The 23781-nt window shown below is 52.9% G+C and carries 21 protein-coding genes; 16 read left to right on the plus strand and 5 right to left on the minus strand.

Translation table 11 applies throughout. The annotated features are described in order from the left end of the window. Positions 1 to 1064: 1064 nt before the first annotated feature. The 8 genes from flgN (at position 1065) to fliE (ending at position 10292) form a co-directional block, all read left to right on the plus strand. Complete coding sequence (flgN, locus tag AB1656_20015) at positions 1065 to 1523, plus strand: flagellar export chaperone FlgN (GenBank protein MEW6237677.1); 459 nt, start codon at positions 1065 to 1067, stop codon at positions 1521 to 1523. Between the two features lie 126 nt (positions 1524 to 1649). Continuing rightward, complete coding sequence (locus AB1656_20020; GenBank protein MEW6237678.1) at positions 1650 to 2852, plus strand: ATP-binding protein; 1203 nt, start codon at positions 1650 to 1652, stop codon at positions 2850 to 2852. 84 nt (positions 2853 to 2936) lie between these two features. Further along, the gene (locus AB1656_20025) at positions 2937 to 4334 is read left to right on the plus strand and encodes a sigma-54 dependent transcriptional regulator (GenBank protein ID MEW6237679.1); all 1398 of its coding nucleotides are present in this window, start codon (positions 2937 to 2939) and stop codon (positions 4332 to 4334) included. A 26-nt stretch (positions 4335 to 4360) separates the two neighbouring features. Further along, the gene (locus tag AB1656_20030) at positions 4361 to 8131 is read left to right on the plus strand and encodes a tetratricopeptide repeat protein (protein MEW6237680.1); all 3771 of its coding nucleotides are present in this window, start codon (positions 4361 to 4363) and stop codon (positions 8129 to 8131) included. A 370-nt stretch (positions 8132 to 8501) separates the two neighbouring features. Next, complete coding sequence (flgB, locus tag AB1656_20035; GenBank protein ID MEW6237681.1) at positions 8502 to 8927, plus strand: flagellar basal body rod protein FlgB; 426 nt, start codon at positions 8502 to 8504, stop codon at positions 8925 to 8927. A 15-nt stretch (positions 8928 to 8942) separates the two neighbouring features. Beyond that, positions 8943 to 9386 (plus strand): flagellar basal body rod protein FlgC, encoded by a 444-nt coding sequence (gene flgC, locus AB1656_20040; GenBank protein ID MEW6237682.1) that lies wholly within the window; start codon positions 8943 to 8945, stop codon positions 9384 to 9386. Positions 9387 to 9406: 20 nt separating this feature from the next. Next, a complete protein-coding gene (locus tag AB1656_20045; protein MEW6237683.1) occupies positions 9407 to 9715 on the plus strand; it encodes a hypothetical protein in 309 nt (102 codons plus the stop codon). A gap of 253 nt (positions 9716 to 9968) precedes the next feature. Further along, positions 9969 to 10292 (plus strand): flagellar hook-basal body complex protein FliE, encoded by a 324-nt coding sequence (gene fliE / locus AB1656_20050; protein ID MEW6237684.1) that lies wholly within the window; start codon positions 9969 to 9971, stop codon positions 10290 to 10292. Between the two features lie 167 nt (positions 10293 to 10459). Here the strand turns inward: fliE and AB1656_20055 are convergent, their stop codons facing one another. Beyond that, positions 10460 to 10606, minus strand: coding sequence for a hypothetical protein (locus tag AB1656_20055; protein ID MEW6237685.1), 147 nt, complete (start codon positions 10604 to 10606; stop codon positions 10460 to 10462). Between AB1656_20055 and AB1656_20060 the strand changes: the two genes are divergently transcribed. The 8 genes from AB1656_20060 to AB1656_20095 all read left to right on the plus strand — a co-directional run bounded on the left by AB1656_20060 (position 10597) and on the right by AB1656_20095 (position 19061). Further along, positions 10597 to 10845 carry a hypothetical protein gene (locus AB1656_20060; protein ID MEW6237686.1) on the plus strand — a complete coding sequence of 83 codons (249 nt, stop codon included), beginning with the start codon at positions 10597 to 10599 and terminating at the stop codon, positions 10843 to 10845. The two genes, AB1656_20055 and AB1656_20060, sit on opposite strands and share 10 nt — an antisense overlap. Before the next feature lie 36 nt (positions 10846 to 10881). Continuing rightward, complete coding sequence (locus AB1656_20065) at positions 10882 to 11493, plus strand: hypothetical protein (GenBank protein ID MEW6237687.1); 612 nt, start codon at positions 10882 to 10884, stop codon at positions 11491 to 11493. A 56-nt stretch (positions 11494 to 11549) separates the two neighbouring features. Further along, entirely contained in the window at positions 11550 to 13133 is a 1584-nt protein-coding gene (fliF, locus tag AB1656_20070; protein ID MEW6237688.1) for a flagellar basal-body MS-ring/collar protein FliF, read from the plus strand. A 192-nt stretch (positions 13134 to 13325) separates the two neighbouring features. Further along, on the plus strand, positions 13326 to 14360 hold the full coding sequence (gene fliG / locus AB1656_20075; GenBank protein ID MEW6237689.1) for a flagellar motor switch protein FliG: 1035 nt from the start codon (positions 13326 to 13328) through the stop codon (positions 14358 to 14360). Between the two features lie 226 nt (positions 14361 to 14586). After that, positions 14587 to 15072, plus strand: coding sequence for a nucleoside 2-deoxyribosyltransferase (locus tag AB1656_20080; protein MEW6237690.1), 486 nt, complete (start codon positions 14587 to 14589; stop codon positions 15070 to 15072). Between the two features lie 613 nt (positions 15073 to 15685). Next, on the plus strand, positions 15686 to 16411 hold the full coding sequence (locus AB1656_20085; protein MEW6237691.1) for a FliH/SctL family protein: 726 nt from the start codon (positions 15686 to 15688) through the stop codon (positions 16409 to 16411). Then, the gene (locus tag AB1656_20090; GenBank protein MEW6237692.1) at positions 16408 to 17793 is read left to right on the plus strand and encodes a FliI/YscN family ATPase; all 1386 of its coding nucleotides are present in this window, start codon (positions 16408 to 16410) and stop codon (positions 17791 to 17793) included. Before AB1656_20085 ends, AB1656_20090 begins: the two co-directional genes overlap by 4 nt. After that, positions 17790 to 19061, plus strand: coding sequence for a flagellar export protein FliJ (locus AB1656_20095; protein ID MEW6237693.1), 1272 nt, complete (start codon positions 17790 to 17792; stop codon positions 19059 to 19061). The genes AB1656_20090 and AB1656_20095 overlap by 4 nt, the downstream gene beginning before the upstream one ends. Here the strand turns inward: AB1656_20095 and AB1656_20100 are convergent. From AB1656_20100 to AB1656_20115, 4 genes are all read right to left on the minus strand, one after another. Next, complete coding sequence (locus AB1656_20100; GenBank protein ID MEW6237694.1) at positions 18979 to 20205, minus strand: glycosyltransferase; 1227 nt, start codon at positions 20203 to 20205, stop codon at positions 18979 to 18981. The genes AB1656_20095 and AB1656_20100 overlap by 83 nt on opposite strands. Positions 20206 to 20218: 13 nt before the next feature. Next, positions 20219 to 21460 carry a response regulator gene (locus tag AB1656_20105; protein MEW6237695.1) on the minus strand — a complete coding sequence of 414 codons (1242 nt, stop codon included), beginning with the start codon at positions 21458 to 21460 and terminating at the stop codon, positions 20219 to 20221. Between the two features lie 29 nt (positions 21461 to 21489). Further along, positions 21490 to 22491 carry a Gfo/Idh/MocA family oxidoreductase gene (locus AB1656_20110; protein ID MEW6237696.1) on the minus strand — a complete coding sequence of 334 codons (1002 nt, stop codon included), beginning with the start codon at positions 22489 to 22491 and terminating at the stop codon, positions 21490 to 21492. Positions 22492 to 22742: 251 nt separating this feature from the next. Continuing rightward, on the minus strand, positions 22743 to 23732 hold the full coding sequence (locus AB1656_20115; GenBank protein ID MEW6237697.1) for a Gfo/Idh/MocA family oxidoreductase: 990 nt from the start codon (positions 23730 to 23732) through the stop codon (positions 22743 to 22745). Positions 23733 to 23781: the final 49 nt, after the last annotated feature.

A 23781-nucleotide genomic window follows, 5' to 3' on the forward strand; every position in this document is an offset into this window, starting at 1 on the left:
ACGGCGGAAGGGAAATTGATGTACCATTGTTCGCTGCTCTTTCGTTGGATAAGTTGGACTTTGGCGGGGAATCCCATGAGATCGCCTCCGAAAGGGATATCTAGTCATATAACTAGATATCAGGATATAAGAAAAGGAGTGAAAAATCAAGTGGAAATTTCACTCCCTGTTATTTCTATCTAGTAAAAGGCCAAACTCCAGGGTCAGCCTTGAAAGGCTGGGATGGAAAAACCTCCATAAAATCCGAATCGTCCGTGAAATCTGCGATTCGAAATTTTCGTGGAATTCGCGCCCTTTCGTGTTTTCGCGATTCGAAAACATAATAGGAATGAAATATTCCTTCTACCCTTAAATAAGGGGGCGCCAAGGCTAAGGTTATTTCTTCCCTTGATTCATACATGCGACTTGTGGATAAAGATCAGTAACCTCGGCAGAGAGGTTCCTATGAAACACTAAAGTAGAAGAGGCTTCCAGCCTCTTGAATGGCGAAAGAAAGTGCCAAGATGGCAAAGAGGGGGTTGAAGATTTCTCGGTCGCTGCGCTCCCTCGAAATGACATGTCGCGATGCCGGGCGCGGCGGGAAAAAATCGTTAATCATGGTCTTTCCCCTGTTGCGACTCTGTCAGCTGCGACTCTGTCATTTCGAGCGATAGCGAGAAATCCTTCCACACGCGGGTTGAAGATTTCTCGGTCGCTGCGCTCCCTCGAAATGACATGCCGCGATGCCGGACACAGGGGGGAAAACGGAGATTCGCCCTCCCGCAATTCACCTTCGAACAAGAAGTGAGGGCGAGGCTCCCGCCGAGCCAAGGCTCATTCATTTTCTTCCTACAATCGCTGAGTGCCTTTCCTCGGTAAGGCGGCTTATCACTTGTCACTCGTCACTATTCACTATTTTTCAAACAAATTATTTTGCAGATAGGCAAATTTTTCCTTGACCGCTGAAATGATATAACCTATACTTTCTAATGAAGATATCTATATTCATCTAAAGCCGATTCTATATTCGGATCTTTTTTTATTCTTGTTATCGGCCGTTTTTTTTGAATGCGAGACGATCCCATATGCCCGATAGTAATTTATTGCAACAAATAGAATCCGCTTTAGAGGAGGAATACAATCAATACAGTAGTATCTTGGATTTATCGGAAGAACAGACGCGGTTGCTCGCAGAAAAAGATCCCGACGTGGATCGCATCGCGGATTTAATGGCGAAAAAAATCGCCGTTCTCGATGAAATCAAAAATCTGGAGTCCCGGCATCGGCCTCTAAAAGATAGTTGGGATAAACTATACGAGAATTATTCGGAAAACGAGAAAAAAAGAATTGCGGAGTGGAAAGACAATAGTCTGCGCTTGATCGAACGCTTGAAAGATATCGAAGACCGCATCGCCGAAGACGTTAAAAAGATCGAAAACGGCATCAACCGGCGTTTGCGCGATATCCATAAAGGCAAAGAAGTTCAACGCGCTTATTTTAAATACGAAGCGGGGCCTCCCCGGTTCGTTGATCGTAAGAAATGATGTGATTCCGGCGCGGCTCGTTTCGCATGATCCGCCGAGCCGAGTTGCTATGTTATGCCATCCAGCGCGCATAAGCGCTGAAGATATCCGCTGGCCATCTCTCGACCAGGGAAGAGGGACGCAAACGTGAACGCGCAGAGAGAAATCGATATAGCCGCTGCGCCGCCTTCCGATTCTACGGCGTTGCGCGAGCTCTATCTCATTTACAACGAGAATACTGAAAAACTGCGCGCCGCCTTCGAAAGCCTGGAACGCCGTTTCCGCGAAATCGATCCCTGCAATATCTACAATTCCATCAACGAAGGACTCGTCACCCTCGACGACGAAGAGAACATTTTGACCTTCAACAAAGCGGCGGAGCGCATTTTCGGCTTGCCGGAACAAGAGGCCGTAGGGAAATCCATCCGCGCCGTCTTGCCCCGATGCGAAGCCGCTTTCGCGCAATATCGGCGCGGGGATTCTTCCGGCGGGCGTTATGAAATCGCCTTCAAGAACGGCAAGAACGATCCCGTCTATCTCAAGGGACGCTTCTCTCCCCTGCTGGATCGGCAAGGCGCCGAAATCGGGACCGCCTGTCTCTTCACCGATCTCAGCATCGAACGGCTGCTGGAGGAAAAGGCGCGCCGCTCGGATCGGCTGACCGCTTTGGGGGAACTGGCCGCTGGAGTGGCCCACGAAATGCGCAATCCTCTTACCACCATCCGCGGCTATCTGCAAATCCTGCCCGACAATAAAGACGACGAGGATTTCATCAAGGAGTTTTCCAGCAACCTGATCCGGGAAATCGACCGCCTCACCCGCTTGACAGACGATCTGCTCAACATGGCCAAACCCATTTCGCCGGAATTGCAGCGGGAGCGCCTTTCTGACCTGGCCGCTTCCGTTGGCTTCTTTTTATCGGATAAATTCGAATCTTCCGGGACGCAGCTGATCGTCGAGGAAGATCGCGGCGGCGATTGCGTTCTCATCGACCGGGACCGCATCAAGCAGGTTTTTATCAATCTCTATATGAACGCCATCGAAGCGATGCGGGAAGGCGGCGAAATACGCGTCCGGTTTTCGCGCCGGACGGGACGCCTTTCCGAAGAGGAAAAGGAAAAAGTCTACGCCGTCGCGGAAGTGATCGATAACGGGCCGGGCATTTCCTCCCACGTTCTCGACCGTCTTTTCGATCCGTTCTTCACCACCAAGGAATCGGGAACGGGATTGGGATTGTCGCTCTCTCATCGCATCGTGGAAGAGCATGGGGGTTTTTTGCGCGTGGAAAGCCGCGCTGGAGAAGGCGCCTGTTTTGGAATATTGCTGCCTCTCGCGGCGGAGAAAGAATAGGAGGAAGCGGACGGCGCTTCGTTTGGCGCCCCCCCTCCATAAACCATACGAAATCGCAAGATCGATTCCGATAAGGGCGATGGCATGGCGCAGAAAAAAATTTTAATCGCAGACGACGAGATTGGCATTCAGAACCTGCTCAGCCGGGTGCTGAAAGGCGAAGGTTATGACGTCCGCATCGCCGGACGCGGCGACGAGGCCATTCGGATGGCGCTGGAAGATCCGCCCGATCTCGTGCTTTGCGACATCAAAATGCCGGGCAAGGACGGCATCGAAACCTTGGCGGAATTGAAGGAATTTTCCGGCGAGATCGAAGTCATTATGCTCACCGCCCATTCCACCGTCGAAAGCGCCGTCAAGGCGATGAAATTGGGGGCTACGGATTATCTCAAAAAACCCTTCGATGTCGACGAACTCAAAATCGTCATCGAAAAAGTGTTGGGACTCGCCGAAATCAAGCGCGAGAACTCCACCCTGCGGCAGGAAATCGGCCTTAAATACGGCATCGATCACATCATCGGCAAAGACCCTAAAATGATGGAGATTTTCGATCTCATCAAAACCGTCGCCGCCACTCCCAGCACCGTCCTGATTTACGGCGAAAGCGGAACCGGCAAAGAATTGATCGCCGGGGCGATTCATTATCACAGCCCGCGCCGCCACCGCCGGTTCGTCAAAGTCAACTGCGCCGCCATCTCCGAGGAACTGTTGGAAAGCGAACTCTTCGGTCACGAAAAAGGCGCTTTCACCGGCGCCGTGCGCGCCAACGAGGGAAAATTCATTCTCGCCGACGGCGGCTCTATTCTGCTGGACGAAGTAAGCGAGATGAGTCCCAAATTGCAGGCCAAATTGCTGCGCGTCCTGCAAGAGCGGGAGGTGGATAAAGTCGGCGGACGCGAACCGATTCCGGTCGACGCGCGCGTGATGGCCACCACCAACCGCAACCTGGAAGAGGAGATCAAAAAGGGCCGCTTTCGCGAAGACCTCTATTATCGCTTGAATGTCGTAAACATCTCCTTTCCTCCTCTGCGGGAGAGAAAGGGAGACATCCCCGAATTGGCGCTGCGCTTCTTCGAGAAGTATAATATGGAGATGAACAAGAAAATTCAGGGCATCGATAAAGACGCCGAACAAGCTCTGTTTCGATATCATTGGCCGGGCAACGTGCGCCAATTGCAAAATTGCATCGAACGGGCGATCGTCTTGTGCCAGGGAAGTAAAATCGAACTGAAACATCTGCCGCCGGAGATTCTTCGAACCGCATCCTCTCCCGAACCGGCGAAAGAAACCGGGCTGGAAGTGGGATTTACGGTGGCGGAAATGGAAAAACAATTGATCTTTAAAACGCTGGATTTCACCAAGAATAACCGCACCCGCGCCGCGGAGATCCTCGGCATCAGCATCCGCACCTTGCGGAATAAACTCAACGAGTATTTCAAGGACCACCCTTCTGCGCCGATGTTGACCGGCTCCGAAGACTAAAACTCCCACGCGGAGGATGACGGAAAATGGCTCCTCGCTCCACGCAGGAATCCGGTAAAACCGCTCTCGATCTCGCCATCGAACTGGGCGTGAGGGCGGACGTCGTGCTCCAGGGCTTGAAAAGCCTGGGCGTCGAGACGGATAGCGCGGCGCATCCCATCGATCCCGATATCGAATCGACGCTTGTGGAGCAATTGGCGGACGACGGTCTGATTTCTTCCCATCTCCGCCGCGGCAAGGGACGCCGCCCGCGATCCGGCGAACCCCTCGTCGACGACGAGACGCTGAAGGAAGCGCTCGGCGCCAGCGAATCGGGATATCAGGAATCGCGCATACCCCGCAAAATCCTGTTGGAATCGGGATTCGAAAAGCCTCCTTCTTTCTTCCAACGCTTGTTCCACAAACCCAAAACTCTCGTCCGCAGCCTAAAAAGCCATACGCTTTCCGAAGAAGACGTCGACGCTCTTTTTCTAACGAGAGCGGAGCGGAAAAAGGCGGAAACCTCCCCCTTCCATGAAATGGAAGAAAAAGCCGCCGCCGATTTCCTGCATGAAGCGCCCATCTCCCAAAAGGAGAAAGAAAGCCTCGACGAGATGGAAATCGACGAGGATATGATGGAAGGTCTCGACGAGTTCGAGATCGAAGAAGACGAAGAAGAAATCGGCGCGATCGAAACGGAAGAACTCGAAGATTTGGAGGATATGGACCTCGCGGATCTATCGGATATGGAAATCGATCGGAAAACCGCCGAGGAAGAGATCGAATTGGAGGAAGAAGAACAAGAAGAGGCGGGAGAAGAGGAAGGCGAAGTGGAGGGCGAAGAAACAGAAGAAGGAGAGGAGAAAGAGGAAGGAGAAGAAGAGGAAGAAGAAGAAGAAGAAGAAGAAGAAGAAGAAGAGAAACAACCTGCTGGTTTCTTTGAAAAAATTCTCAGCCGCATCTCAATCACCCAAAAGGAAATGTGGGCGTTGATGATCGGCTCGATCGGCATCATGTTGGTTCTCCTCAGCATAACGATCTACTGGTGGATGAACCTTAGCCCTAAAGCCCAGCTCGATTTATGGACTTCGGCTCAAAACCACTATACCATGGGCAATGAATACATGGCGCCCGATGCCAACGATTGGAAGAAAGCCCAGCCGGAATACGAACAAGCCATTCAAGAATTCGAAGAATTCATCGAGAACTACGAGAACAACCCTAATATACGCGACGCCCATAAGTTTCTCGCCGACTCCTATTACCGCCTCGCCTCCGGTTTGGAAGAGGCGGGCGCCATCGAAGCCAGCCGGGAACCGTACCGCCAAATGGCCGCGAAATACGAACGCTATCTCCAAGTATTGGATTTTTTAGCGAATAACCGGGCAGGCGTAAATCCCGCTTTGAAAAACGATCCCGCCTATGTCGATCCCTCCGAACAACGGATGGCCCTTTTGCGCATCGCCCTGGCCCAGCGCAAGTTGAATCAATTTGAATTGGCGATCGAAAAATTGAAGGATTTTATTCAACGTTATCAGGATTCTCCAGAAGCGATCCAGGCTCGCGTCGATATTGGAGATACTTACCAAAAATGGGCGCAAGTCAATAACGAACAGGAACTGTCCTTGCTCAAAGACGCCGCCGACGCCTATCAGCAGGCTCTCGACAGTTTGAATGAAAACGATCATCTGGATCGCATGCGTATGAACGCCGATCTCGGCGACATCCATCAAAAACTCTATGAAAGAAACGTTAAAAACGACCGCCTGGAAGACGCTGAATACAGCCTGAGAGAGGCGGTGGGGAATTATGAAAAAGCGGAAGAAGAAGCCCGCAAAATCGAAATCTCCACCGACAGTCCCAACTATGTTTCCATCGCTAAAGAGGTGAATAAAATCTTTAACCATCTGGGCGGCCTTTATCTGGTCCGGGGCGAGTCGGCGGGCAAGGAATGGGATGTATTCGAAAAACAAGCCTCCACTTTCCCCGACGGCATGCCTTCGAAAAAACTGCTGATGGATCAGGCGGATCGCAAACGCGAATCCACCCAATCCTACCTTGATAAAGCCATGAAATTATACGACGAACTTCTCTCCAAGGGGGATGTTCTCGATCCCAATATGTATCACGATATTTTGTATGACAAAGCGCTTTCTTACAAAATCCTTCGCGACTATCCCCGCGCTATCGCTGCGGGTGAAAAACTGATCGGCGCCACTCAGGATGTTCGCAATGAAGTGAAAGTCAAAACCTATTACCTCTTGGGCGACGCCGCCTGGAAACAGGCCATAGATTCCGGCAGCCAAGATTTTTCCAAAGTCAAAAATTATTATATCGAAGCGCTGCGGTTGGACCCCTTTTATCCTCAAGATAAAAACGGAGAAACGAGCAACCTGGCGGAAATCCGGCTGACGAACGTTTATTTTCAAAGAGAGAAGAATTATCCGGAAGCCATCCGCCGCTATGAAATCGCAAAGATAAATTATCCCAACACGGATTGGACCTATCTAACCCTCTATTACTACGGCAACGCACTGGAAGATTACGGCGAAGATTTGACGAAGCAAGCCGCCGCGAAAGACTTGGAAGCGGAAGCCTCCGGGAATGCGCCCGAAGTGAAGCAAGAAGCCGCCTCTCTCCGCAATGAAGCCAAGGACAAATTCCAACGGGCGGTGGAAATCTATAAAAACGCCGCCGATGCCCGCGAAAAATCCCTTTACGGAGACCCCAGCAACAAAGAATTCCTCATCGAAATCAAATTCAACCAAGGCCGCGCCGCTTTCCGAGCAGGCGATTTTAAAGCCGCAGAAAACTATCTCGAAAAAGCAATCGCCGACTTCCGGGAAAATGAAGTGGCTCAACAATTCATCCCGGAAGCTATCGAACGGCTGGGCGACATCAACATCCAACTGGCGAACTACGACAAAGCCATTCAATATTTCCGCGAATACCTCAAAAATCCTTACGAAGACTCCGACGCCCGCGTCAGCATGAAATTGGCGGACGCCTACCGCAAGGAATTGGACAACGAAAAAGCGCGGGAAATTTACCGCAAAATCGTCAAAGACTTTCCCCCGCCTACGGAGGAAGAAGTAAACCGTCTTTTACGCGTCGGTTTGCCCGTAAAACAGGGACCGGCCTTCGAGGCGATGAAATGGATCGCCAAGACCTTTCATTCCGAAGTGGGAGGCGCCTATACGCCGGAAGAACGCCATTTGAAACTGCTGGCCGCTCTTAACGCCTATCAGGATTTAATCAATCACTATCCTCTCGATTCGAAAAATCCGCATCTCCCCAATGATCCCGATTCTTTGCGGCGCATCGGCGATATCAACGTCGAGTTGGGCGACAATGAAGAGAAAAAAGAGAACGCCGAGCCTTATTACAAAAAAGCCGTCGATAGTTATGCGGCCTTTCTTCAACTTCAAAAGAATTATCCGCACCGAGGCTATGTCTATTGGCAAATCGCCAAATGTTGTCAGCAATTGGGATCATTGCCAACTCCCAATAAAAAAGAATATCTTAACCAAGCCATCGAAGCGATGGGCAACATTTTCCCGGAATCGCTGGATACCCTGCAAAGTTTCGGCGAATCCCAGTTATTGTTAGGACAGTTATATCAACAACGCGCCGCTCAATTTCTTAAAGACAATCCCAACGATACCGATCTCTATATTAACTATATGGAGAAAGCGGTGGAGACTTATCGTCAAGTATTGGCTATGAACGTAATTGATAACAGTCGAATCCAAAAGATGATCGACGAGGTGGATAATATTCTCAATAATCAAAAAAACTTAGCCAACGCTGCGCCGTAATAAGAAAAAAGAAGCGTTTAAAACCCCCTTTAGGCAACAATTGCCTGATCGGCATCGCTAAGCGAATAGAATTAAAAACATAAGTCTCACGAATTAAAGTAACTCATGTTACGCAGAAAGGCTATTTTCAGGTAAATTTACTGTTTTCCCAATCCCTCTCCCAAGATGGGGAGAGGTTAGGCGAGGGCTGATATTATTGGATTTAATCCCTCACCCTAACCCTCTCCCAGAGGGCGAGGGAACACGGAGTGCGTAACATGAGTTAAAGTAATTAGATACTGGAATGAATATTGCTTTTTTTAAAAAGAAATTCCCTGGCTGATGGCGGCTATCTGGAATGGACATTCGATAAGAGAGACGGCGTAAGGTCATGATTCTTGGGCGCTTATTGGAAGATGCCACCACCAATGTCCTCAAAATCGGCATTGATGGAACCAATGAACGGCACAAGGCGATCGCCAACAACATCGCCAATGTGGATACCCCTAAATATCAACGCGCCTCGGTGGAATTCGAAGAACAACTGAAGCGGGCGATCAATCACTCCGGACTCATTGGACGGCGCACCCATCCCGCCCATTTCATCATCGGCGGTCCGGAAGAGATCAACATGGTGCGTCCGCGCGTCGATATCGATCATCTTACGCGTTTCCGCGCCGATAAAAATAATATCAACATCGATCAGGAAATGGCGGATTTGGCCGAAAACACTCAGAAAAACGTGCAATTCACCGAAATGCTCACCCGCCGCTATTCCTCCATCAAGCAAGTGATTTCGGAAGCGGGTAGAGCGTAAGCGTAGAGGAACATTATGAGTTATTCGATTTGCGCCTCCGGAATGACGGCCCAACGCATCCGTATGGACGTCATCTCCAACAACATCGCCAACGCGAACACGATGGTGACGGCGGAAGGATCGCCCTATCGCCGCCGCGAGGTCGTCTTCGAAGCGCCGGGAAAGACCTTCTCCGAATCGCTTTCCACCGCCCGGCGGCGGCTCAACCGCACCATCGGCTGCGGCGTTAAGGTGCAGCGGATTATGGAAGACCGTTCTGAGAAAGCCTTTACCAAAATTTACGATCCCGGCCATCCCTTCGCCGATCCCGACGGCATCGTTTTGCGGCCGAATATCAACGTAACTACGGAGATGGTGAACATGATCGACGCTTCCCGCGCTTACGAAGCCAACGTTACCGCCTTGAATTCGTACAAGCAAATGGAGACGCGGGCCTTGCAAATCGGCGGCGGACGATAAACGAAGGAGACGGCGCAGCCATGAGCGATCTTTCCTCTTTTTCCATTCCGCCGCGCGACGTTTCCGCCCTGGAAGGAACCAAACCCGGCGCGGCGGCTTCCAAGGCGAAGCCAATGCCGGAGGGCGTCAGTTTTCAGGACGAATTGATCCAGGCCGCCAAGCGCATCGGAGAGAATGCCGAAAAGGGAACGCAGACTTCTCCTTCTAATGTAAAAGACGTGGATCAAGCGATGAACTGGGCCAAAAACGCCTTCGACGACACCATGCAAGCTCATCAATTAATGCAGAATCTCATCCAGCGGCGCATGGACAAAGATAATGATGAGTGATGAATGATGAATGGTGAGCCTCCTGCCGAGGAAAGGCTCTCGGCGATAGCAGGAAGAAAAGCCGCCCCGCCGTTGAAACGGCGGGCTATTGTCGTTTGCCCCTTTGAAGGGGCATTTTAAAATAGCCCAGCCTTTCAAGAGGCTGGGATGATGATGGGTGACTTGGTGAGAAGGGCAAGGTTGTTTCTGCCCTTGAAATATCTCTTATTTTTCATCATTCATCATTTATCATTTGAGAGAGTAGGTAAGATTCATGGTTGATCCCCTAGGCGCTTCGCCGATTGGGGCTTACGGCCCCGGCCCCGCTGAGCAGGGAACGCTCGCCGATTTCGGACCGAAAGAGCCTTCGAAACCGGGAGAATCCTTCGTCGATCTGTTAAAAAGTTCGATCAACGAAGTCAATAACATGCAATCGGCGGCGGGGCAAAAAGTACAGAAATTGGTCACGGGCGAAATTAGCAGCATCCACGAAGTCGTGATCGCCACGGAAGAAGCGAGCATCGCTTTCAATCTCCTCATGCAGATTCGCAATCAGTTGTTGCGGGCATGGGACGAAATGAAGCGGATGCCTGTTTAATATCAACTTTTCGCCTTATAATGCTAGGCGATAGGGAGCCAATGGGTTCCTTTGGGGTTGAGGGAAACGATGGTAACAACCTGTATCCTCCTTAGGCCGGCGTCTCGCCGCGCCATGCCAACGCCTTCGTCTCCCTTCTTGTTCTTTGTCCATCGGTTCTTGAACCGTTAACGTTCGGAGCGGCTGCCGAAAGTCTGCGCCGAAGGCTTGGCGTTCGTCATGGAGAAAATTTCGTCTCTCCCAACGAAGCCGATCCTCTCGTTCTTTCCGGCGGCGCTCGAAAAGAAAAGACGAGGTATTCGAAATGGCGGCAAATCCCATGTCTCACGCTTATTCCAGTTCGATTCCGCAAAGCCGGATGTCGACGTTCGCGTTGTGGGCCATTCCCATTGCGGCGTGCTTGCTCTTGTTTTTGGCGCTCGGATTGGATCATGAGCCGCGCCAGGCGCCGATTCCCAATTCCGGCTATTCGAATAACGCCGAATCCTTCTCCGGCTACGGCGGGGCCGACAACCTCCCCGCCGCTAACAAGAACGTCGATCTAAGAAAATAACGACTAATCCATCCGTTATAACAAGGAGATTTAATCATGATCTCATCGAAACCGTCTTTAAGACAAAGAATGCTCATCGTATGGAATCGTATGACATCGTTCCAAAAGGGATTATTCCTCGCCTGCTGCGCGCTTTTGCCCATTGAATTGGGCGGCGCGGCTTACGTCGCCTCCGTTCCGGAAATGGTTGAACTTGTTCGTTCAGACGATATGAGCAGGCTTACCCAAATTACGGATTTCCTGACAGCTAACAATATCAAATTTAGTTTGTCCGGCCAAAATACCATCCTCGTCGATAAGGTGGACCGCAATAAAGCAGCGCTGCAATTGGCGGGGCAAGGTTTGATCGGCCCCAGTTTTGGTCCCGGCTTCGAACTATTCGACGAAGCGCGTTTGGGCATGACGGAAAATATGTTCGAAATGCAAAAGCAACGCGCTATGGAAAATACGCTGGCTAAAGCCATTGGGGAAGGAGCGTCCAACATCGCCGTCGCTCCCGTCAGCACCAAGGAATACGAAGAAGAATCCATTACTCCCGGCATCGGAAGTCAGCCCGGCGTTGGCTCCAATGTTCAGGATTCCGGATTGAGCGAAGAAGCCGCGATTACGAAATCCAAAATCACCGAAAGCATTATCAATAATCGATAACTTGGTCGGAAACGTTCATCAACAAAAAGTAATGAGTCATTCTAGGAGAGTGAATCATGAATGAATTCATTCAACAAATACGGGAACAGGTAGGGCGGATTTGGGCCGACCTCTCCATGCAGCAAAAGGCGCTTTTCATCTCCGCGCCGTTGATTCTTCTTATCAGCATGGGCGCCGCCATCTATCTGGCCAGCCGTCCGGAAATGGTCAGCCTGGTTCGTTCGGACGACAAGGCCCGGCTCAGCCAAATTGCCGACTACCTGACGACTAACAACATTAAATACGCATTATCCGGCGAGAACACCATCCTCGTCGATAAGGCGGACCGCAGTAAAGTAGCGCTGCAATTGGCGGGACAGGGTTTGATCGGCCCGGATTTCGGCCCCGGCTTCGAACTGTTCGACCAAACACGCTTGGGCATGACAGAGAACATGTTCGAAATGCAAAGGCAGCGCGCCATGGAAAACACGCTGGCCAAAGCCATCGTGGAAGGCGCGCCCAACATCACCCAGGCGTTCGTCCGCATCGTGATCCCCACGGACAAATTGTTTAAAGAGGATCAAGCGGAACCCACGGCCACCGTCAAAATCCACACGCAAGGTTCCGTCGACAAGAGCACCGTTGAGGGCATCCAGCGCCTGGTGGCGGCCAGCGTCGAGAAAATGAATTCCCAAAAAGTCGTCGTCGTAGATGGGACCAACAAATTGCTCAGCGAAGATTCCGATGTCGAGCCAGGCGTCGCTCAAGCGAGGAAACACTTCCAATATCAGAAAGTACTGGAATCGGATATGGCCCGCAAACTGGAAGACAAACTCTATTTTCTTGTTGGGCCGGACAATTTCCAGGTCTCCGTAACGATGGTGCTGGATTGGGAAGACCGCAAGATCAAGAACGTCAATTTCGACAACTCGGCCGTCGCCCCGGTCAGCACCAAAGCCTATGATGAAGAATCCACCACTCCCGGCATCGCCGGCCAGCCCGGCGTCGGCTCCAACGTTCAGGATTCCGGATTGGGCGCGGAAGCTACGCTCACGAAGACCAAAATCACCGAAGAAATCATCAACAATCAATACCCCTGGTCGGAAACGTTTATCAACGAAGAGCAAGGGGAAATCAAGAAAATTTCCGTGGGCATCGCCATCAATCAAAAACTGGACGACAACGATCAACCGATTAAACGCGATCCACAAATCCTTGCCGGTTTTGAAGAGAATTTGAAGGCAGCCATCAATTTCGATCCCATAGTCTACCAATTCCATTTGTTCGAACACCCATTCGACACCAGCCTGCTGGATCGGCTGGCGCAGGAACGTTTTTGGAACAATCTCACCAGCGCCGCCAAGAACCTATTGCCGTTGCTCCTGCTGTTGGCTTTGGGCTACTTCGCCTATATCTTCTTCCAGCGCGCCTTCGCTCCGCCGGAAATCGAAGAGGAGATGGAGGAAGAAGTGCCCATCGAACCGATCACCGATTCGAGGGAACTCACTTTGTCGCAGCTGGGCTTAGCGGAATTCGGCGACATCGCCAGCTTACCCGCCGAAGAACAGCGCCGCATCAAGATGCAGGAACACGTCATCAACTACGCCGCCGAGAAGCCGGAAGAAGTGGCGCAGATCATCAAAGCCTGGTTAAGCAGTTAAGAAAAAAGGCGGAGACTGGGAGACTTAGTGACTTGGTGACTTGGTGACTTGACGGGTGGCAAGGGCAAAGTCGTTTTTGCCCTTGAAAAGCAACAGAAGAGAAATTGGCGCAGGAATAAACTCATATGGAATTGAGTTTAGCAATATAATAGCGCAGGATGCGAACGCCTGATGAAATTCGGGAGCAAAATCGTGCGATCGACCAAAAACGCAGGAAAAAACGAGCCGGGCGCGCTTTCGGGCCGCAAGAAAGCGGCCATTCTGCTCTTGGCCATCGGTCCGGAATCGGCGTCGGAAGTGTATCGCAATCTGACCGATCAGGAGATCGAACAACTCACTTTGGAAATCGCCAACGTCGGCAACGTCACCAACGATCAGATCGCCCAGGTAGTCGAGGAATTCTACCATACCGCCATGGCCAAGCAGTATATCAGCTACGGCGGCATCGGTACGGCGCGGGACATTCTGGAAAAAGCCTTAGGACCGGGCAAAGCCATGGAGATTATCGAACATCTCCAAGGCATCCTCACCGGCCATCCCTTCGACTTCCTCAAGCATGTCGATCCCGACAATCTCTTCAATTTCGTCCAGCACGAGCATCCGCAGACCATCGCCTTGATCCTCGCCCATCTCACCGAAGAGCAGGCCGCTGTTATTCTTTCCGCCCTGCCGCCCGAATTGCAGCACGAGGTGGCTTTGCGCATCGCCACGATGGATCAGACCAGCCCCGAAATCATATCCGACATCGAGCGGGTGCTGGAGAAGAAGCTTTCCAACCTTCTTTCTCAGGAATATTCCGTGGCGGGCGGCGTCGATTCCCTGGCGGATTTGTTGAACCGGCTGGACCAAAACAGCAGCCAAACCATCCTGGAAAGAATCGAGGCGGAAAATCAGGAATTGGCGTCCGAACTCAAAAAGCAGATGTTCACCTTCAACGACATCGTCCTCCTCGACGACCGTACGCTGCAAAAAATGCTTCAGAGAGTCGACAGCAAAGACCTGATGGCCGCCTTGAAGGGAGCGCGGGAAGACGTTAAGGAAATGATCCTGCGCAATATGTCGTCCCGCGCGGCGCAGATGTTGAAGGAGGATATAGAAACCATGGGGCCGATCCGCGTCAAAGCCGTCGAAGAATCGCAGCAGCGAATTATTGAAATCATGCGCCGAATGGAGGAATCGGGAGAAATCCAAATCCATCGCGCCGGCAACGATGACTATGTGGAATAACAAAGGAATTCGAATTAATCAACTCATGTTACGCATGAGAAAGAGTTAAAAGAACGTTCCACAATTACGTTCGAATCGCGTAGACGCGAAAGGAAAAAAAACGCGAAAAAGGAATCCCTTCCTCAACCCGCCGTTGAAACGGCGGGCTATTATTGTTTGCCCCTTTAAAGGGGCATTTGGAAATAGCCCAGCCTTTCAAGGCTGGGAGAAGACCGAGTAAATCGTAATGAAAATCTTTCTCGCTTCTCCGCTGGGCTTCGCCGAAAGCACGCGCGCTTTTCTCGGCGTTTTGCGGACGAAGTTGGAGTCGCTTGGTTATGATGTCGTGGATCCCTGGTCGTCTTCCACGGACTTGGAAGAAGAACTGCGAAAAGCGGACAGGTTAACCGATCCGCAAACCCGCGATCAGGAATTCCATCGCGTCTCCATGCGCATCGCCGAACGAAACGCGCAGCTCTTGCGTTCCTGCGGCGGCGTGCTGGCCGTGCTGGACGGGGTGGACGTGGATTCGGGAACCGCCTCCGAAATCGGTTTCGCTTTCGGCTTGGGAGACAAAGTCATAAACGGCTATCGCGGAGATTTCCGGCGCAGCGGCGAGAATGATGGCGTAGAAGTCAACCTGCAAGTACAATATTGGATTGAACGGAGCGGCGGACGCATCGTTCATTCCGTGGAGGAACTGAACGCCTTGTTTTTTTCCCAAAAGCAATAACGGCGCACAGGATTCAGCCGCACGGCTATTCGCAAATGATTGACTCATGTTACGAGTGATAAAAAGCTTAAGAAGTCTATTATGATCGTCGTTTGAATCACGAAAACGCGAAATGAAAAAGAAAAACACGAAAAAAAATCCCTTCATAAACCCGCCGTTGAAACGGCGGGCTATTATCGTTTGCCCCTTTAAAGGGGCATGTGGCAATAGCCTTTCAAGGCTGGGTGAAGAAATTTCGCTAAATTCGATTCTTTTCGCGTCTTCGCGATTCGAAAGAGACGTAATCGTGAAGACCTCAACGCCTCTCTTGAACGATTTTTCCGATGGCGCGACGGTACTGGCTGCGTAACATGAGTTAGTAATTAAGATCGTTATTTTGAATTGAGAAGACGCGAAGAAAAAGAAAAAAACAGTTGGCGCAAAGGATCGCGCCATGAAAAGGTTTTTTCCGTGGAATCCATTAGAATCCGTGAAATCCGTGATTCAAAAAAATTTCGCGGGTTTCGAGCCTTTTCGCGTCTTCGTGATTCAAAAAACGCAATTCCCGGCGCCGAATGCATAACATTACTTTTTAATTCGTTTTTAAATTGATTTGGAGTGAAAACAGACGCCGATGGCGCGAATTATCAAAGCCCCCAACGTGCAGGAAGCGAAGCCTTATCCCATCGTGGAGCGGGATAAGGTTTTGCGCCATGCCAACGAAGAAGCCGCCGACATCATCGCCGCCGCGCAGCAACAGGAGGAATCCATTCTCATAAGCGCCTCGCAGCAGGGAGACGAGATCGTCGCCGGCGCCAAACAGGAAGCCGAAGGGATCATTGCCGACGCCCAGGCCGAAGGCGAACAAATCAAGGAAGCCGCCCGCGAAGAAGGCGCCGCCCTAGGACTTCAACAAGGTCTCGACGAAGCCCGAGAGCAAGCGGCGTCCATTCTGCAGGAAATGGCCGGCATGATGGCGGAAGGGCAGCGCATCCTCGAAGGCAAATTCCAGGAGCAGGAGCAGGAAATCCGCGAGTTAGTCGCCGAGATCGTCTCCCGCGTCGTCCAGGAAAAAATCGCTTTGGACGATGAAATCGTCGTCCGCGTCGCCCGCGAGTGCATCCGCATAGCGGCGGACCGGCAATCCGTCCGGATCCTCGTTCATCCGGACGATAAGGCCAAGATCGAAGAGTGGGTTCCTCAATTCACTCAGATGTTCGACGATATAGAGAAGCTGTCGATCGCCAGCGATCCGCGCGTTGGCCGCGGCGGCGTCATCATCGAATCCGGAACCGGCGGCGTCGACGGACGAATCGAAAAGCAAGTTGAAATTCTCAACGAAACCCTAATCAATCCATGATTCTCACGCCTCATTCCATCGATTGGAACGCGATTCGCTGGTCCTTGAATCTGATTCAGCCCATACGGCAGCGGGGCTATGTGGACGAGTTAATCGGAGTAGTTATTCTCGCCCGCGGGCCGGGAGGCGCCGTCGGCGATCTGGTTTATATCTATCCGGCGGAAGGCCAGGAGCCGGTTCCCGCCGAGATCGTAGGCTTCCGTTCCGGACGCGTCATCCTGATGGCGTTCGGCGAGATCGCCGGCATCCGTCCCGGCTGCGAAGTAATCTCGTCCGGCGGCCCCTTGAAGATCAAATGCGGCGAGGCGCTCTTGGGACGCATCCTCGACGGCATGGGCAATCCTTACGATGGGAAAGGTCCTGTGAAAACAGATTCGCTTCGCTCCATCTACAACCGCCCCCCCAGCGCCATTCACCGCAAGCGAATCGTAAAACCCTTAGCCACCGGCGTTAAAATCATCGACGCGACCCTGACATGGGGGCAAGGGCAGCGCATCGGCGTTTTCTCTGGCAGCGGCGTAGGCAAGAGTACGCTGATGGGCATGATCGCCCGCGCCACGGAGGCGGATGTCAACGTCATCGGCCTCATCGGTGAACGCGGACGCGAAGTGCGCGAGTTTATCGAGAAAGACCTGGGCAAAGATGGTTTGGCCCGCAGCGTCCTGATTATCGCCACCGGCGATACGCCGCCCCTGACGCGGGTGAAAGGCGCCTTGACCGCCATCACCGTCGCGGAGTATTTCCGGGACCAGGGAAAAAATGTGCTCTTCATGATGGATTCGGTTACCCGCATGGCCATGGCCCAGCGCGAGGTCGGCCTGGCCGCCGGAGAGCCGCCCACCACCCGCGGCTATACCCCTTCCGTCTTCGCGCTCTTGCCCTCTTTTCTGGAGCGCGCCGGAACCACGCCGGACGCGGGAACGATTACGGGCCTCTTTACCGTGCTCGTCGAAGGCGACGACATGAACGAACCCATCGCCGACGCCGTGCGCGGCATCCTGGACGGGCATATCGTGCTCTCGCGGAAACTGGCGCACAAGAACCATTATCCTTCCGTCGACATCCTGCAAAGCATCAGCCGCGTAATGGTGGACATCGTTCCCGAAGAACAAGTATTGTCGGCGCGGCGGCTGATGGAAATCACTTCCATCTATCGCGACGCGGAAGACTTGATCAATATCGGCGCCTACCAGCGCGGCTCCAATCCGGAGATCGACCTCGCCATGGAAATGCTGCCCACGATCGACGCTTTCTTGAAGCAAGGCATCCAGGAAAATGTCCCCTACGCCCAATCCGTCAAGCAATTGCTGGCCATCGCCCGCCAATGCGCTCCCCGCAAACCGGCGCCGGCCGCTGCGAATAAGGGAGGGACCGCCCGATGAGAAATTTCCGTTTCCGCCTGGACCCGATGATCCGGTTGAAAGAATATCAAATCCAAAAAAAAGAAGAAGAAATCGCCGCTCTCGAAGATCAGATTCAACAACTCCTGCGCGAAATCGACGAGGGGCGGCAAGCGGTTCAAGATATGCGGCGGCGGCTGCTGGAAGAGACAGAAGACAAGGACCTCATCCAAGTGGAACGGTCGCTGGATATGTTCCGCGCCTATATGAATCGCGTCGAACAAGAGAAGCGGGCGCGCATCGCTTATTTTCGCCAACAACAGGATGAAAAAAGAAAAGAATTGGTTACACTCTATCAAGAAGAGAAAATTCTCGATCGCCTGAAAGAAAAGCGCCGTTTGGAATGGGAAACGGAAATGCGCAAAGAGGAGGGGGCTATGTTGGATGAAATCGGAACCCAAAAATACGTTCGCCGCGCGCGCGAGCATGGCGGCGTCATACTTTACTTGCTCGTCCCGCTGGCGCTGGCGGGAGCCGCCGCCGCGATCGGCTTTTACACGGGCGCCGTCGATAAGAGTTTGCTGGCCAAAATCCCCTTTCTCGGCTTCGGCGTAAAAGGCGCCACGGAAGCGGTCTCTCCCGTCTCGGCGACGGAAGAAAGCCGCTATCTCACCACGGAAGAACTCTTGGGAAATATTAAGGATCCCATGCCCAAGGCGTTGGAAAATCTGGTTCGGGAAAGAGAACGCCTTACGCTATGGCAAAAAGCGCTGGAAGAAAAAGAAAAGGATTTGAACATTCGCAGTTCCATTCTCGACGATCGCGAAGCGATGGTGAGCGGCCAAATCAAGCAAGCCTCGCAACTCGTTACCGCCTTCCAGGATTATTTAGCCAAGATCGACGAACGGGAAAAAAGCGCCCTTAGCGAGCGGGAGCAAACCATGGCGAAATCGCTGGCGGCGGGAAGCGAAAAAACCATCGCGCAAATGGCGGTTTCCCTCTTTCAGGCCGCTAATACAACGACTCCGGAAGATAAGGAGCAGGATCAATTGATTCTGATCCGCATCTTAACCAAAATGACGCCCTCTTCGCGGGATAAATTGCTTTCCGCCATTCACAAAGCCGATCCCCAAACGGGCGCGGAAATCCTGAAGAAGTTCATCAATACGGATATCAACGCATTATACGGCATTACGCCGCCTACTCCTTCCGCGATCGTCTCCCCCATTACGATCCCCTCGGCGACGAGGACGCTTCCGCCGCCCATCGAGCAGAACATAGGAGGCGGTACTCCTCCATCTGGCGGATGATGACCTTATCCCAATCGTAAACCGCTTCCATCAAGGCGCGGGCGTTTTCGCGCAGGCGCGCCCTTTTGCAGCGATCTTCAACGGCTTCCGAAATAGCCTCGGCGAATCGTTCCCACGATTCCGCAACGAAAAGATGCTCGCCGTCTTTCGCGTCCAATCCTTCGCAGCCGGCCGGCGTGCTGACTACGGCGCGGCCGGAGGCCATCGCTTCGAGAATCTTGAGGCGAATGCCTCCGCCGATTTGCAGCGGGACGATATAAATCAACGCCCGCCGCAGATAATCGCCGACTCTCTCCACCCGGCCCGTCACCCGGACGCCGTCTACTCCATCGAAGCGCTTGAGGGATTCCGGCGGACTCGCGCCGACGATTGAACACCGGACGCCGGGGATTCGCCGTCGGACCGCGGGCCAGGCGAAACGCAAAAAATCCAGCGCGCCGAAAGCGTTAGGGTAATAGGACATGGTTCCGGTAAAAATCAATTCCGGCGGTCCTTCCGGTTCGTCCAGGTAAGGATAATCCTCCAAATCCACGCCGGGACGCTGATGGAATACGGGCAATGACGGATCCAACCGCTTCAATTCTTCGCAATCCAACGGCGATATGGAGAGAATGCGTTCGAACTTGCGGCAGGCGAGGCGTTCGTAGCGCTTCGTTCGCCATCCCTCCATATAGGCGCATGTCTTCATCAATGGATTCGCCGAGTAGCGGGCGAGCTGCAGCAGCAAAAGGCCTTCGATATTTTCCTTATAATGAATTTTGAGGCACTCTTCCTCCCCGCTGACATAAGCGGCGGTATAGAAATTCTGCGCGTGAATGACGTCGAAGCGGCGGCGGCGTTGCAGGCGTTGAATATAACCGGCCATATCCGGATTGAAAAAACGATGCGCCTTATAAGGCCAGGCGGAGACCAGCGTTTTCGCCAACGGAGGAAGGGACCATTTGCCATAGGCGGGAAAGGCCGCCGCTTCGGCGCAAAATTCCTTCACGCGCTCCAACGCCGATAGTTCGGAGGGGTGATGATAGAGGCAAACCGCGCTGACGGAACATTCCCGGGCGAACCGCTTCAGCGTATTCCACGTTACGATGCGCCCGCCGCTATGGGGCGGATAAGGGATTTGGGGAAGGATGAAGAGAACATTCACGGCGGCAGGCTTTCTACACCACCTTGCTGATAAGAGCGAGACATGCGAAAGTCGTTTTGCGCACGGATTCGGTTTTTTCCCGCTCGTTGAATTCGGGATGGATGAACGGATTGCGCAGATGCTGCAACAGGATCAAATGGCTGGCGAGTGCGGTCGTCTTTTCGTCCGTCAATCCCTTCACGCCCAGAGGATTGCGGATGGAGATTTTGCCTTTGCGATTAGCGAAATCGTGATTCCGCCCCCAGCAGAAAAGAATCACGCCGAGAGCCTTCAATCCGTCGGGCTTGTATTTGGATTCGTGTTGAATGATGCGTTCGAGCACTTGGCGGGTAATGTCGGAATTCAGTTCCAGATTCTGCTGCTGCGCAGTGCGAATCAAATATTGATTGAAAAAAATATCCAAATTCCCCAATTTGGAATCGTAAATCTGATGGGCGAGTTGGCGGATATTTTCGCTGGCAAGCAGGCGGTTCACCTTGCGCCCAAGGCGCAGCTTCACTTCGTTTTCCACGGCGAAGGAATAGGAAAAACTGATATTGCGAGCTACGGAGAGCGTATGGGCGGAAGGGGAATCGTATAGGTTTTCCGCGATGGAAAGCATCGTCCTCGTTTCCCCATCGAGAGCGGACGCTTCCGGCAATTCGTCTTTGATGGAAGCGAGAACGGCGTCTGCGTCCAGTTCCTTCATCAAACCGGCGGAGCGGTTTTCCAGACTGTCCAACCGGTCCAGCATTTCATAGGCTTCGCTCTTCAATCCGGCGTCGAGGTCTTGATTCTCCATCATGCGTCCGAGTTCGGATCGGAGGGATTCGCGAACCTCGCCCTCTTTTTGCAGCGCTTCCTCCATCCGGTCGCGCAGCGAACGCATTTTTTCGAAATGATCGTAGATGGCGTCCAGCCGCTGGTAGAGCGTATTGATCTCCTCGTCGATGCGCGATTTGCTGAGAACGAACATAGCCCCATACTGCCGCGCCAGCGCCCCTTCGTCGAAGGAGCCGACCGCCGAGATCATAATAATGGGCGTTTGGGGATGGCTGCGCTTCGCTTCGCGGATAAAATGCAGCCCCTCGTCGTGCGTCCGCATGTCCAGATCGGTGATGACGACTTGAGGAGATTCGGATCGAATCTTATCCATTCCCTCGACGGAATCCTCCGCCTCGATGACATGATATCCCGCCAACGTCAAGTTGCGCACAACGGCGGTGCGATACTGAGGATTGTCGTCAACGATCAATAGGCGTCTTTTTTCCGCCATTGTCTTTCCATTCGAGATTCTCGTTTTATCTACGCTTCTAAAGGCAATGCGACCGGCTCGCCGCATTCGATCGAGCGATAGGCGCCCAAGGCGGCCTCCATCGCTTTCAATCCATCGTAACCTGTAATGGAAGAATTTCCCTTTTCCTGAATCGTTTTCGCGAAAGCGTTTACCAAACCTAAATCGATATTATCCGTCCAGCAATCCCATCGCGCCCGGACGGCGTCGTTATTATAGACCTCAATCTTCTGATTGAAGGCGTCCAGCGTCATAGATCCTTTTTCGCAAACGATTTCCATCGTTACATCTCCCCAAGTCGGATAAGAAGATTTGGGGCGCGACCAGGACGTATCGAGCGTAGCGAAAACGCCGCCTTCGAACTCCAATGATAATAGTCCGGCGTCGTCGATATCGATATCGGGATAAAACAATCGTCCCGCTTCGGCGTAGACGGAAACGGCTTCCCGCCCCAGAATCCAGCGCCAAACGTCGACCACGTGAACGGCGTGATCCATCACCGCCCCGCCCCCCGCCAGTTTGCGGTCGACGAACCACCCGCCAGGCATGGAGCCGTGATTGGTTCCCTTCATGGCGAGAATCTTGCCCAAAACGCCTCCCGCGATCAATTGGCGCATGCGCGCGATGGGCGCGTTATATCGGCAGGGAAAGGCGATCATGAGTTGAACGTTATGCGACTGGCAGGCGTCAATCATCCTCCGGGCGCCGGAAAGCGAAGTGGAGATGGGCTTCTCGCATAAAACGTGCATTCCCGCTTCCGCCGCCAAAAGAACGTGTTCTTCATGCTTGGCGTTTTCGGAACAGACGATGACGCCTTCCACGCCGCTGTCGAACAAATTCCGGCAGGCATCGAAAAAAGGAACGCCGTACTTTTCGGCGGCGCTGCGTCCCCTGTCCGCATTATCATCATAAAAACCGGCTAGTTGCGCCCGTCCCGATAGTTGTTGCAAGCAAGCGGCGTAACTATACGCATGCATATGTGCGCAAGATATAACGCCGATTCGCGCCGTCATAATTTCCCTCTCCTTGATCAATCAATAAGACGCAGCCAAAACCATTGGAATGATGAATGACGAAAAAAAACACGCCCCTTATTGCTTTTTTGATCTGTTTTCGCAAATCCTAATGGATTACTCTAGGCAGAAAACCTTACCCTGCCGCCCCGCCGTTGAAACGGGGGGCTATTTTCGTTTGCCCCTTTAAAGGGGCATTTAAAATAGCCCAGCCTTTCAAGGCTGGGATGAATTCAATCCACCCTGCAACCCTAATGTCTCAACGTCACAGGCCGTTTGGTCTTCATCGACTCCAGCGCCGCCGCCGCGAGACGGACGGCGTCCCGTCCTTCTTCCGCCGTGATGGGATTGCTTCCTTCGCCCCGCGCCGCCTTGACGAAATCCTGCATCGTCTTCATGCAGGCGGGGATGCTGACGGGGCTTTCGTTGCAATAATGCCGCGCGCCGCTGGCGCAATCCACCATCGATATTTTCAACGGAATGCTTTCCTGATTGTCGTAGCGGATCAATCCCTTATCTCCCGCAATCTCCACGTCGATCAGAAATTGCCCATAATGGCTCCACGACGATTCGATATGGGCAATAGCGCCGCTTTCCAAGCGCAGAATCGCCAGCGCATAATCCATGTTCTCCGTCGAACAACGTCCTTGCATCCCCTGGCAAAAAATCCTTTGGACTGGGCCAAAACAAGACAACAGAAAATCGAACTCGTGAATCATGGCGTCGAAGGCGACGCCGCCGCTGCTCTCGAAATTGGAATACCACCGTTGAGGATGCGGCGTGCGGCGGCCTAGCCAGATCACGCCCGGCTTGCCCACCGCGCCCGCCTGCAATTGCCGCCGGATCTCTTCCATTTCCAGAAACGCGCGGTGATGATGTCCGGCGGTAACGACGACGCTTCGCTCGCGCGCCAACTCGACCAGCCGGTCGCTCTCCTCGCGCTCGCGCGTCATCGGAACCTCGATATAAACCGGCTTGCCCGCTTCGATGGCCGCCCGCGCCTGGAAAAAATGAAACGGCGTGGGACTGGCCACGACGACGGCGTCTATATCTTCCCGATGCGCCAAATCCAGGTAGTCCGTCAACGCCGCCGCCCTGTATTTCTCCGCCAATTCCTTCGCTTTGGCGGAATGAGGATCGGCTACGGCGCGGAGTTCCGCTTCTGGAATGCGGGCGATGGATTCCGCATGGGCGGCGCCCATCACCCCCGCGCCGATAACGCCGATTCGCAAGATATCCATTCTTTTTCCATCCCTTCGCAAGGGGAGCTTCCTCGCATCTTGCAGCGAT

Source organism: Candidatus Omnitrophota bacterium (assembly GCA_040755155.1).
GTDB lineage: Bacteria > Hinthialibacterota > Hinthialibacteria > Hinthialibacterales > Hinthialibacteraceae > JBFMBP01.